The 12,114-nt window shown below is 69.7% G+C and carries 9 protein-coding genes; 5 read left to right on the top strand and 4 right to left on the bottom strand.

Annotated elements, in window-relative coordinates:
* Window positions 1-125: 125 nt before the first annotated feature.
* Entirely contained in the window at window positions 126-1,040 is a 915-nt protein-coding gene (locus tag H7F53_RS14430) for an N-formylglutamate amidohydrolase (protein ID WP_343062088.1), read from the top strand.
* 301 nt (window positions 1,041-1,341) lie between these two features.
* Here the strand turns inward: H7F53_RS14430 and H7F53_RS14425 are convergent, their stop codons facing one another.
* Window positions 1,342-2,112: a SapC family protein gene (locus H7F53_RS14425; RefSeq protein WP_185680210.1), complete on the bottom strand. Its 771-nt coding sequence runs from the start codon at window positions 2,110-2,112 to the stop codon at window positions 1,342-1,344.
* Window positions 2,113-2,182: 70 nt separating this feature from the next.
* Window positions 2,183-3,634: an FAD-binding oxidoreductase gene (locus tag H7F53_RS14420; protein WP_185680209.1), complete on the bottom strand. Its 1,452-nt coding sequence runs from the start codon at window positions 3,632-3,634 to the stop codon at window positions 2,183-2,185.
* Between the two features lie 179 nt (window positions 3,635-3,813).
* Here H7F53_RS14420 and H7F53_RS14415 point away from each other — a divergent pair, with 179 nt between their 5' ends.
* The 3 genes from H7F53_RS14415 (at window position 3,814) to H7F53_RS14405 (ending at window position 7,188) form a co-directional block, all read left to right on the top strand.
* Entirely contained in the window at window positions 3,814-4,458 is a 645-nt protein-coding gene (locus H7F53_RS14415) for a hypothetical protein (protein WP_185680208.1), read from the top strand.
* Between the two features lie 177 nt (window positions 4,459-4,635).
* Complete coding sequence (locus tag H7F53_RS14410) at window positions 4,636-6,108, top strand: DEAD/DEAH box helicase (RefSeq protein WP_185680207.1); 1,473 nt, start codon at window positions 4,636-4,638, stop codon at window positions 6,106-6,108.
* Between the two features lie 159 nt (window positions 6,109-6,267).
* The gene (locus H7F53_RS14405) at window positions 6,268-7,188 is read left to right on the top strand and encodes an MlaA family lipoprotein (protein WP_185680206.1); all 921 of its coding nucleotides are present in this window, start codon (window positions 6,268-6,270) and stop codon (window positions 7,186-7,188) included.
* 286 nt (window positions 7,189-7,474) lie between these two features.
* Here H7F53_RS14405 and H7F53_RS14400 read toward each other — a convergent pair whose 3' ends face one another.
* Window positions 7,475-9,787 (bottom strand): ATP-dependent helicase, encoded by a 2,313-nt coding sequence (locus H7F53_RS14400; RefSeq protein ID WP_185680205.1) that lies wholly within the window; start codon window positions 9,785-9,787, stop codon window positions 7,475-7,477.
* Between the two features lie 218 nt (window positions 9,788-10,005).
* Here H7F53_RS14400 and H7F53_RS14395 point away from each other — a divergent pair, with 218 nt between their 5' ends.
* Window positions 10,006-11,277 carry an MFS transporter gene (locus H7F53_RS14395; protein WP_185680204.1) on the top strand — a complete coding sequence of 424 codons (1,272 nt, stop codon included), beginning with the start codon at window positions 10,006-10,008 and terminating at the stop codon, window positions 11,275-11,277.
* A 137-nt stretch (window positions 11,278-11,414) separates the two neighbouring features.
* On the opposite strand, the gene rsmD is transcribed toward H7F53_RS14395, so the two are convergent.
* On the bottom strand, window positions 11,415-11,969 hold the full coding sequence (gene rsmD / locus H7F53_RS14390) for a 16S rRNA (guanine(966)-N(2))-methyltransferase RsmD (RefSeq protein WP_185680203.1): 555 nt from the start codon (window positions 11,967-11,969) through the stop codon (window positions 11,415-11,417).
* Between the last annotated feature and the right edge of the window lie 145 nt (window positions 11,970-12,114).

Below are 12,114 nucleotides of genomic sequence, written 5' to 3'. Positions count from 1 at the left end.
GCGGCTTTGACAGGCGCACCGGGCAAGGCCAGCCTGCGGGCATGGTTGGACGCCCGATTCTTCCCCCCGGTCTTGCCGAGCGCGGATCTTCCCAGGCCCGGCACCGCGTGCGCCATGGGGGCGAGGTGCCGCACCTGGCGGGTGCTGCGGCGTTCGAGTTGTACAGTGTCGAGCCTTCGGCGATTCCGGTGCTGATCGCAGTGCCCCATGCGGGCCGCAGCTATTCGCCGGCCCTGCTCGAGCGGATGCGCCATCCGGCGCAGGCCGCCCTGCGGCTCGAGGACCGCCTGGTCGATGCGCTTGGCCGGGCCGTGGCGGTGGCGACCGGTGCATCGCTGCTGGTGGCCGCCGCGCCGCGGGCGCTGATCGATCTCAATCGCGCCTGCGACGATGTCGATTGGGAGATGGTCCATCCCCGTGGGCGCAGCGTGCCGAGCGACGGCGCGGTGCGGCAGCAGCCCAGCCGGCGTGCCCGTAGCGGGCTAGGCCTGGTGCCGAGGCGCCTGCCTGGCCTGGGCGAATTGTGGCGGCGGCGATTGGATCCGGGGGAACTCGAGGACCGCATCGCCGGCGTGCATGCCACCTATCACGCTGCGCTGGCCGCGGAACTGGCCCGTCTGCGCGCGCGGTGGGGGGTCGCCCTGCTTATCGACCTGCATTCAATGCCGCCGCTGGAACCGCGCGAGGGCGAGGCCGGCGCCGCGTTTGTGCTGGGGGATCGCTTCGGCACCACCTGTTCAGGAGCACTGATCGCCAGCGCGTTCGAGTGGTTCGGCCGCGCCGGCGAGCCGGCGGCTCACAACCGGCCCTATGCCGGTGGTTACGTGCTTGAGCGGCATGCCGCTCCGCAGGCCGGTTTCCACGCGTTTCAGCTCGAGGTGGACCGTGCCCGCTACCTTGATTCGCGACTCGCCGAGTTGGGAGATGGTTTCGCGCCGATGGTCGACCTGCTCGCCGGACTCGTGAAGCGTCTGGGCGACGACGTGGCTGCGCTCGGTCGCACGCAAACCAGGCAGCACTGGTCGGAGGCTGCGGAATAGCTAATTAAATCATAAATTTGATTGAGTTTCCCGCCATCGCGACAGGCCTACAAAAAACCACCTCGTGCGCGAGCACGAGGTGGCCAAGGTTCAGGGAGGAAGTGCACAAAACTGCGCACTTGTCGGCGGACCATGAGGGGAGCCCGGCCGACTTCTGAGAGTTAGGCGATGTGACGGTCCCGTTCAAGAGTGGTCTTGTTTCAAATTAAACCAAATCTGCGGGCTCGAACGCAACAGGGCGCGTCCGGCCGGACGCGCCCTGCGATAGTGCAATCGGCCGGCTGAGGCCGTCTGGAGCCGGTCAGGCAGCGGGGGCGACGACCGGGCCCTGACCCAGCTGGAGCTGGCGCCCGAAGATCTCGCGGATCAGATCCAACGAGAAGAGGTGGGCGTAGACCAGGGCCAGCAGTCCGTTCTGGTTCCAGCTGCGCAGCACGTCACCGCGCATCTCGCGCAGCTTGGCCTGGTCGATCATCTGGAAGCCGCGATAGACGAAGGGCTGCTCGAACCCCTCCTGCTGGATCGTCACCTCGCCATCCATCAGCAGGTTGTGCTTCTTGAGCTCCTCGACGAAGGCCTGCGTGCGCGCGCCAGCCTGCTCGAACTGTTCGCAGAAGCCCAGCAAAGCCTTGGTGTGCTCGCTCGGCTGGTCGTTTTCGAACAGGGCGTTGCCCTCGACGTTCTCGCCCAGCAGGTCCGAGGTGGGGTCAAAGCACAGCGAGAGCTCGTCGCTCTCAGGCGCCAACTTGGCCAGCAGGAACGGATAGCGCCGGATGTAGGCGGGGATGTAGATGTTCTCCTGCACCTTGCCCTCGGCGTCCACGAACACGTTGACCCCTTCGTTCAGGCCCATCAGCGCGAGCGGAACCGGCTCGGGGCCGGTCGAGAAGATGATCGGGAAGTTGCGGGCCGCCTGGGGGAATTCCTCGGCGGTCAGCGGAATGGCATGGAAGCCGTGCAGCCAGGGCGCGCGATCGGTGGACCGGCCCTTCCAGCTCGCGTGGTCGCGGCTGTTCAGGGGCATGAGGTCCTTGTAGAAAACGGGTAGGCTTGCTTGCGGCGCGCTGGCCATTGTAGTCTCTCCGGGTATTGCCCGGAACGCGCCGGGTCCTTGGAACATGAAGGGTCTAGGGGCCGCGGGTTTAGGCGGTCGGTCCCACGGGCGCAAGGGTGACCAGCTTGCCCGGATTCAGCAAGCCGTGCGGGTCGAGCGCGCGCTTGATCTGCCGCATCAGCGCCAGTGAAACCGGGTCGCCCAGCCGCTCCAGCTCGTCGCGCTTGAGCTGGCCGATGCCATGCTCGGCCGAGATCGAGCCTGCCCATTCGACCACGCGGTCATGGATCAGGCTACTGATTTCCTTCCCGGTTTGGGCGTACCAGGCCGGCCCATCGCTGCCCTTCGGCGCCAGCGCATGGAAATGGACATTGCCATCGCCGAGGTGCCCGAACGCGACCGCCCGGACTCCGGGGAACCGCGTCTCCACTTCGGTCACCGCGGCATCGACGAAGTCGGGCATGCGTTCGACCGGCACCGAGATGTCGTGCTGCACTGCCGGGCCCTGGGCCCGCTCGGCCAGCGGGATCGATTCGCGGATCCGCCACAGCGCCTCGGCCTGGGCCTCGCCGCTCGAGATCACCGCATCGTCAAGCAGGCCGGCCTCGAACAGGTCGCCGATCGCGGTCTCGACCCGATCGCGCAGGTCGGCGGCACCGGTCGCGTCAGCCACGACCTCGATCAGCACGTGCCACGCGTAATCGCCGGTGAGCGGTGCGCGGGTGCCCGGATCATAGGCGAGCACGGCCGCCACGCTGCTCGCCGGCATCACCTCGAACCCTTCGACACCGCCACCCAGCCGGTCCTCGCAGGCGAGCAGCAGCGCGCGGGCGCGCTGCAGCGAGGTGAGGCCGGCCCAGATCACCACCCGTTCGGCCACGGCCGGGACCAGCCGCAGCGTCGCTGCGGTCACGATGCCGAGCGTGCCCTCCGACCCGATCAGCACCTGCTTGAGATCGAACCCGCGGTTGTCCTTCTTCAGCGGGGTCAATGCCGAGAATACGCTGCCATCGGCCAGCACGGCCTCCAGCCCCAGCACCAGCGCCCGCATCGAGCCGTGGCGGAGCACCTGGGTGCCGCCGGCATTGGTCGAGATCAGCCCGCCGACCGTGGCCGAGCCCTTGCCGCCCAGTGTCAGGGGAAAGCGCAGCCCGACTGCCTCGGCCGCATGGTGCAGGGTCTCGAGGATCGTCCCGGCGCCGCAGGTGACCTGCCGCGCGTCGGTGTTGATCGGCGCGATCGCGTCGAGCCGGCGCAGCGACAGCAGCAGGGCTGTGCCGCTCTCGTCGGGGGTGGCGCCGCCGCACATGCCGCTGTTGCCGCCCTGCGGCACGATCGGCACGCCATGTTCGGCGCAAAGCCGTACCAGCGCAGCGACCTCGGCCGTCGAGCCGGGCGAGGCCAGTGCCAGGGTGCGGCCGGTGAAGCGGCCCCGCCAGTCGGTCAACCAGGGCGAAAGGAGGTCTGGATCGGTGGTGAGGCCGCGTGGGCCAAGCAGGTCGGCGGCGGCGGCAAGGAACGTGTCCTGGGACGAAGTCATGGCCGTGTCTATGGCACAGCCCGACCGGCGCGGCCAGCGGTCGGGTGCATGGCTGACGGGGCTTGGCAAGCTTTCGCCGGGCGGGTTAAGCCATGGTTCAAGCGTGGCCGTTATGGCGGCTGCACAAGACTGTGGCTGCGTCCACTCGGGCGCCGCCGGACGGGAGGCCCTCGCGCGTAATGAACCCGGTGTTTGCCCCGATGGCGGCCAGCCTGCTGGCCCCGCTCCTGGCCCTGTTGCCAGTGGCGGTGGGCACCGATGCCGAAAGCGCGGGGATCGATCAGGCGGCGCCATCGCCCGGCGGCGAGGCTGCCCAGCTGGTCGGCGAATCCGAGCCGCCCCGGCCGGCCGATCGCGCCAGCCTGGGGTTCGCCGATGTCGTGCGGCAACAGCGCGAGGCCGAGCGTGCCCAGCAGGTCCGCATCGAGCAGCGCGTGATCATCCGGATCACGCCCGGACCGGTGAGCCGTCCCGGGGTGCCGTTCGCCCGCGATCCCCGGCGCGGCCTGTTCGCCGAGTTCGCCGAACGCCAGGCGCCCCGGTTCATCGAACGGCGCACGGGACAGTGCGTCCCGGTCGGCGGGATCGCCGGAGTCCAGGCCGATGGCCCTAGCCGGCTGATCCTGTTCATGCGTGACCAGCGGATCATCAGCGCGGCGCTCGAGAAGGGCTGCAACGCCCGCGACTACTATTCGGGCTTCCTGGTCGAGCGGACCAGCGACGGGATGATCTGCGCCGCGCGCGACAAGCTGCTGTCGCGGACCGGAGCGAACTGCAGCCTCGGCAAGCTGCGTCAACTGGTCGAGATCGATCCCGACGACTAGACCGGGCTGCCGGGCGTTCCCGGGGGTGGCCGCATTTCCTTGACTTCCGGGTGCTTCTGCGCCTAGAGGCCGGCAGTCTCGCCACCGTGCAAGCTGTGGGCGCGACGGGCCGCCGATGCCTGACCCGACGGGTCAGGATGCGCGACGGCCGCACTCCTGATCCGGACAGCCATATCCATGAATTTTGCCGATCTCGGCCTCTCCGACGAATTGCTGCAGGCCGTTGAACTGGCCGGATACTCGGAGCCGACTCCGATCCAGGCCCAGGCGATCCCCTCGGTCCTGATGATGCGCGACCTGATCGGCATCGCCCAGACCGGCACCGGCAAGACCGCTGGCTTCGTGCTGCCGATGCTCGACATCCTCGCCCACGGCCGCCGCCGCGCGCTGATGCCGCGTTCGCTGATCCTCGAGCCGACGCGCGAACTGGCAGCCCAGGTGGCCGAGAACTTCGAGAAGTATGGCAAGAACCACGATCTCAAGATGGCGCTGCTGATCGGCGGCGTGCAGATGGGGGATCAGGTCAAGGCCCTGACCGAAGGCGTCGACGTCCTCATCGCCACCCCCGGGCGCCTGATGGACCTGTTCGAGCGGGGCAAGATCCTGCTCACCGGCTGCAATCTGCTGGTGATCGACGAGGCCGACCGGATGCTCGACATGGGGTTCATCCCCGATATCGAGACGATCTGCGCCAAGCTTCCGGCGAACCGTCAGACCCTGCTGTTCTCGGCGACCATGCCGCCGCCGATCAAGAAGCTGGCCGACAAGTTCCTCAGCAACCCCAAGCTGATCGAGGTCGCCCGCCCGGCGACCACCAACGTCAACATCGTCCAGCACAAGGTGAACGTCAGCGCGCGCAAGAAGCGCGACGTGCTGCGCCACCTGCTGCAGACCGACAATGTCACCACCGCGATCGTCTTCGCCAACCGCAAGACCACGGTGCGCGATCTGGCCAAGAGCCTGAAGCGCGACGGCTTCTCGGCCGGCGAGATCCACGGTGATATGGACCAGCCCTCGCGCAATGCCGAGCTGCAGCGGTTCAAGGACGGCGACATCAACATCCTCGTCGCCTCGGACGTGGCCGCCCGCGGGCTCGACGTGAAGGGCGTGAGCCACGTCTTCAACTTCGACACTCCGTGGCATCCGGACGACTATGTCCACCGCATCGGCCGGACCGGTCGCGGCGGAGCGACCGGGCGGGCCTTCACCCTCGTCGCCGAGGAGGACGCCGAGGCGATCGCCAATGTCGAGAAGCTGACCGGCGGGCCGATCCCGCTGTTCGAGATCGACGGCGCGCGGGCGGCCTCGTCCCCAACCGCCGAAGACCAGCCCGCCGAGCGGGGGCGCGGTTCGCGCCGCGCGCCGCGCCGGGGGGCCAAGGCCGCGCCCGAGGCGCCGGCGCATTCCGCCGAGGCCGAACCTCTGCCGCGCGCCGAACGTCCGGAACGCGCCGAGCGTCCGGAGCGCGCCGAACGTCCCCAGCGTGCGCCGCGCCGGCAGCGCGAGGACACCCCCGTGGCCGCATCCGCGCCGCGCTCTGCGCCGGAGCGGGCCGCACCGGTGGCTGCCCAGCGGGAGGCGCCGTCTGCGCCCGGCGAATGGAACGGGCCGGTCCCTGGCTTCCTCCATATCTCGGCGCTCACCGCATAGGACTGGTCGCCGGGCGCAGGAGCATTGTCTGCGCGCGGCCGACTGGTCTATCACACCTGTGCGTGCCGTGACCGAACGTGTCGACCGCGGCGGGCCTGCCTGAAGAGCGGTCGCGCGGAACCTGGCCGCCGGGCTGTTCGCCGATGAAAGCTTAGCGCGTTGCCGATTTCCGTTCTTGTCCTGCTCGCCGCCGCCCAGACTCCTGCCGAAAGTCCGCCAGCGCCGCCGCCCACCGTGGCGATCCCGCCCGTCACTGACCAGGCACCCGTTGCGCCGGTCGCGGTCCCCGAAGCTGCGCCGCCTGCTCCGCTTTCGCAGCCTGCCGCCGACCCTGCCGCCGAACCGGCACCCCGCAGCGAGCTGGGCAACGAGATCGTCGTCTCGGCGCGCGTGAAGTCCCCGGCCGATCCGTTGGTGGGCTTGAACGCCAAGTCGTTCGAGGTGGTCCAGGCGGTCGACCAGGTGTTCACCGCGCCGCTCGCCATGGGCTACAAGAACAGCGTGCCGAGCCCGATCCGCTCGGGCCTGCGCAACTTCCTGCGCAATCTCGAAGAGCCGGTGTCGGCGCTGAACTACGTGCTCCAGCTCAAGCCCGGCCGGGCCGCGAAATCGACCGTGCGGTTCGTGCTGAACAGCACGGTCGGGGTGGTCGGCCTGGTCGACGTCGCCAAGCGCAAGCCGTTCCACCTGCCCTATCGGCCCAACGGCTTCGCCAACACCTTCGCCTGCTATGGCATCGGCAACGGCCCGTTCTTCTTCCTCCCGCTGGTCGGGCCGATCACGCTGCGCGACCTGGTCGGGTTGACGCTGGACAAGCCGCTGTTCACCGTGGTGATCGGCCCGCCGTTCAGCCGTCCGTACTATTCGATTCCGGCGATCACCATCGATGCGCTCAACGATCGCATCGAGCAGGACGCCGTGCTCACCCAGATGCGCGAGGAATCCGGCGATCCCTATGTCGCCGTGCGCGAGCTCTATCTTCGCCAGCGCCGGGCCGAGATCGCCGCGATCTGCCCGAAGAAGGGTGACCAGCCGATCGATCCCGCGCTGCCGCCGCGGGTCGGCAAGGGCGTGGACTGAGCGGGTGAAACCGCGCGAACCTCTTCAACATCACGCACAGGATCACTGCCACAAACTTTGCGGCAAGGCCTGGAAAACCACGATCAAAAAGAGCCGGGCGGAGCGTGGCAGGCCGGGATGGAGTAGGAAAGAGCTCGGCGCGGGGTGGGCCCTCGGCCCGGTCCTGCGCGGCTGAAGGGGCAAGCCGGTGGCCCAGAGTCTGTCCTGACCGGAGGTGAACGCATCTCGCTGCCGTTCGCTTCAGGCGAACGGGCATCTGGGTGGTTCGACCGAACCAGGACTGACCCTAGTCGACCCGCCGCACGAAGCTGTCGATCACCCGCTTGCGACCGGCCGCGTCGAAGTCGATCTCGAGCTTGTTGCCTTCCTGCGCGGCGATCGTGCCGCTGCCGAACTTCTCGTGAAACACCCGGTCGCCCACCGCCAGGTCGAGCCGCGGCTTGGCCGCGAAGCTCGCGGCGCTGCGGGTGCTTTCGGCCACGCGCCGCGGCGTCGGGTCATAGGTCCCTGCCGCCGCGCGCTGCCAGCCGGGGCCGCGCTGCTGCGTGCGGTCGGGCCGGTCGCGCGTGACATGGGCAAAAGGATCGTCGCGCTCGGACCATTGCGCGCGCCACAGCGAGGCGCCGCCCGACAGGGTGGTCTCGCTGTCGACATGGTCCGGCGGGATCTCGGCAATGAAGCGGCTCGGGATCGAGCTGGTCCACTGCCCGTAGATCCTGCGGTTCGCGGCGTGGAGGATCGTGCAGCGCCGCCGCGCGCGGGTGATTGCGACATAGGCGAGCCGGCGCTCCTCCTCGAGGCTGGCCAGGCCACCCTCGTCGAGCGCGCGCTGGCTGGGGAACACGCCTTCCTCCCAGCCGGGCAGGAACACCTGGTCGAACTCCAGCCCCTTGGCCGCGTGGATGGTCATGATCGTGACCTTCTCGGCATCGTCGGCGGCGTCGTTGTCCATCACCAGGCTGACGTGCTCGAGGAAATCGCCGAGCGTCTCGTAGTCCTCCATCGCCCGGGCCAGTTCCGACAGGTTCTCCAGCCGGCCGGCGGCCTCGGCGCTGCGTTCCGCCTGGAGCATCGCGGTGTAGCCGCTTTCGTCCAGCACGGTGCGGACCAGCTCGGCCGGGGCCAGGCTGTCGGCGGATTCGCGCCAGCGCGCGAAATCGCGCACCAGCGCAAGCAGGGTGTTGCGCGCGCGGGCGGGCAGCTCGTCGGTGTCGCACAGCTCGAGCGCCGCGCGCAGCAGCGGCACGCCCTGGCCGCGGGCATGGCGGTGCAGCCGCTCGAGCGCCTTGTCGCCCAGGCCGCGCTTGGGCGTGTTGTAGATCCGCTCGAACGCCAGATCGTCGCTCGGCTGCGCCAGCAGCCGCAGATAGGCCAGGGCGTCGCGGATCTCGGCGCGCTCGTAGAAGCGGAAACCGCCCACGATCTTGTAGTTGAGGCCGATCTGGATGAAGCGGTCTTCCAGCTCGCGGGTCTGGAACTGCGCGCGCACCAGGATCGCGATCTGGTTGAGGTAGGCGCCCTCGCGCTCCAGCCGTTCGATCTCGTCACCGATCCGGCGGGCCTCCTCGGGACCGTCCCAGACCCCGATCACCCGGACCTTGTCGCCATGGTTCAGCTCGGTCCACAGCGTCTTGCCGAGCCGCTGCGAATTCTCGCCGATCAGCCCCGAGGCGGCGGCCAGAATCTGCGGGGTGGAGCGGTAGTTCTGCTCCAGCCGGATCACCCGCGCGCCAGGAAAATCCTTTTCGAACTTGAGGATGTTGGCCACTTCCGCGCCGCGCCAGGAATAGATCGACTGGTCGTCGTCGCCCACCACGCAGATGTTCTTGTGCTCCTGCGCGAGCAGCCGCAGCCACAGGTACTGGACCTGGTTGGTGTCCTGGTACTCGTCCACCATGATGTACTTGAAGCGCGTCCGGTAGTGTTCAAGCACCTCGCGGTGGCCGCGCAGCACGTTGAGCATGTGCAGCAGGAGATCGCCGAAGTCGCAGGCGTTCAGCGCCTTGAGCCGATCCTGGTAGAGCCGGTAGAAGTGCTGGCCGCGGCCATTGGCGTAGAGCTCGTTCTCCACCGCGTCGAGATCGCCCGGGTTGAACCCGCGGTTCTTCCAGCGGTCGATCAGCCCGGCCAGCTGGCGCGCCGGCCAGCGCTTCTCGTCGATCCCCTCGGCGACGATCAACTGCTTGAGCAGGCGCAACTGATCGTCGGTGTCGATGATCGTGTAGTTGCTCTGCAGCCCGACCAGCTCGGCATGGCGGCGCAGCATCTTGGCGGCGATGGCGTGGAAGGTGCCGAGCCACGGCATCCCTTCCACCGCCGCGCCGATCAGGTGGCCGACCCGTTCGCGCATTTCGCGCGCGGCCTTGTTGGTGAAGGTCACGCACAGGATCTCGCTGGGCCAGGCCCGGCGCGAGCCGACCAGCCAGGCGAGCCGCGCGGTGAGCGCCGCGGTCTTGCCGGTCCCGGCTCCGGCCAGCATCAGCACGGGGCCCTCGGTGGTCTCCACCGCCTCGCGCTGGGGCGGGTTGAGCCGCGCGAGCCAGTCCGGCGCAGCAGGGGCGGCGGGCAGGGCGTGATCGAAATCCGGGGTGTGCGACATCAGCGAACAGCTAGGGAACATTTGGCTGGCGGGCAAGGGTTTGAGTCCGTCGTGGTCGGGTGGAAACATCGCCCCGCCGCCGGTTTCGGCCCAGCACGCGGCGCGAGGAGCGGGTCATGCTGCGGCATGGCGCGTGCAGGCGCGGCCACCACCCGGAGCGGTGCGGGGCGGCAACCGTCGGTTGACCTGCGGCGCGACACCCGGCAACCCCACGGACCATGCAGGCTGCCCCGCTCCATCCGCTCCGAACCCATGCCCGCGTGCTGACCGCCTCGCTGGTGGGCACGGCGATCGAGTTCTACGACTTCTACATCTATGCCACCGCGGCGGCGCTGGTGATCGGGCCGCTGTTCTTCCCGGCGCAGTCGGTCGCGGCGCAGCAGCTGCTGTCGTTCATGACCTTCGGCCTGGCCTTCTTTGCCCGGCCGGTCGGGGCGATCGCCTTCGGCCATTTCGGCGACCGCGTCGGGCGCAAGTCAACCCTGGTCGCCTCGCTCATGCTGATGGGCGGATCGACCGTGCTGATCGCCTTCCTGCCGACCTACGCCATGGCCGGCCCGCTGGCCCCGGCGCTGCTGTGCCTGCTGCGCTTCGGGCAGGGCTTCGGACTGGGCGGCGAATGGGGCGGGGCGGCGCTGCTCGCGGTCGAGAATGCCCCGCCCGGCTGGGCCGCGCGGTTCGGTTCGGCTCCGCAGCTTGGCGCCCCGGTCGGCTTCCTCGCCGCGAACGGCCTGTTCCTGCTGCTTGGCCTGACCCTGACCGAGGCCGATTTCGCGGCCTGGGGCTGGCGCATCCCGTTCCTGGCCAGCGCCGCACTGGTCGCGGTCGGGCTGTGGGTGCGGCTCAACATCGGCGAAACCGCCGCCTTCGCCGCGGCGCGCGATTCTGCGCCGCCGCCGCGCGTTCCGCTGGGCGCCCTGCTGACGGGCCATGCCCCGGCGGTGCTCGCCGGGATCGCCGGGGTGGTGGCCTGCTTCGCGATCTTCTACCTGGCCACCACCTTCGCCCTGTCGTTCGGCACCAAGACGCTGGGCTATCCGCGCGACACCTTCCTCGCGGTGCAGCTGGCGGCCAACCTGTTTCTCGCGCTGGGCATCCTTGCCGCCGGCTGGTGGGCGGATCGCACCAGCGCCGCGCGGGTGCTGGCCACGGGCGCGGTGCTGACCGCGCTGGTCGGCGTGGTCTTCGGCAGCGGACTGGGCTCGGGCGCGCTGGGACTGGTCTGGCTCACGCTCGCCGCGGCGCTGTTCGTGATGGGGCTGACCTATGGCCCGCTCGGCGCCTGGCTGCAGACGCTCTATCCGGTCGAGGTGCGCTACACCGGGATCAGTGTGGCTTTCAACCTGGGCGGGATCATCGGCGGGGCGCTGGCCCCGTTCGCGGCGCAGGCGCTGGCCGACCGCGGCGGCACCGCCTATGTCGGGTTGTTCCTGACCCTGGCCGGCGCCGTGACCTTCGCCGGGGTCAGGCTGGGGCGGGCGCGGCACTGACCAGCAATGGGCGTCTGCCCAGCAATCGACCGTCCTCCAACCCCGCTCAGGCTGAGCGGGGTCGGGAGCGGAGCGAGCGTGCGTGCGATTGAGGGCGGCAACCTCGCGCAAACTGCCCTTCGAACTGCCCGCGCCGCCTAGTCCTCTGCCAGGCGCAGCAGCGTCACCCTGGCCTTGCCCACCTTGCGGTCGGCATCGACGGTGAAGCCCTTGAGCCTGACCTCCTCGTCGGCCGCGGTCTCGAGGCTGATCCAGCTGCCTGCGACCAGCCAGCCCAGCCGTCGCAGCTTGTCGAGCGCGACCGCGCCAGCGCCCGACCGGTAGGGCGGATCGAGCAGCACCAGATCGAGCGGGGCCCGGGCCGGGCCGAGCGCCAGCACCGACCCGGCGCGCACGTCGCACTGCGACTGGGCACGCAGGTTGGCGATGTTGGTGCGGATCGCGCGGATGGCCGGCGGATCCTGCTCGACGAACAGGCACGAGGCCGCCCCGCGCGACAGCGCTTCGAGGCCGAGTGCGCCGGATCCGGCGAACAGGTCGGCCACAGCCAGCCCCTCGAACCCGCCGAGGCGGCTGGCCAGCATCGAGAACAGGGTCTCGCGCGTCCGGTCCGCGGTGGGGCGGGTGGTGTCGCCTTCGGGCGCGGCGAGCTTGCGGCCGCGCCACTGCCCGGCGATGATCCGCAGGCTCATGGCCGCCGCCCCCGCGGCTTGCCCCCGGGGCGGGGTTTCCCGCCGGAGCCTGGTCGGGGCGGGCGGCCCGGCGCGGCAGTGCCATCGCGCGGCGCGCCGGTGCGGCGCGGCGACGGAGCGGCTGGCGCGGACCCGTCCTGCGCGC

Source organism: Novosphingobium piscinae, assembly GCF_014230355.1.
Taxonomy (GTDB): Bacteria; Pseudomonadota; Alphaproteobacteria; order Sphingomonadales; family Sphingomonadaceae; genus Novosphingobium; species Novosphingobium piscinae.
This window is presented reverse-complemented; position numbering and strand designations above follow the sequence as displayed.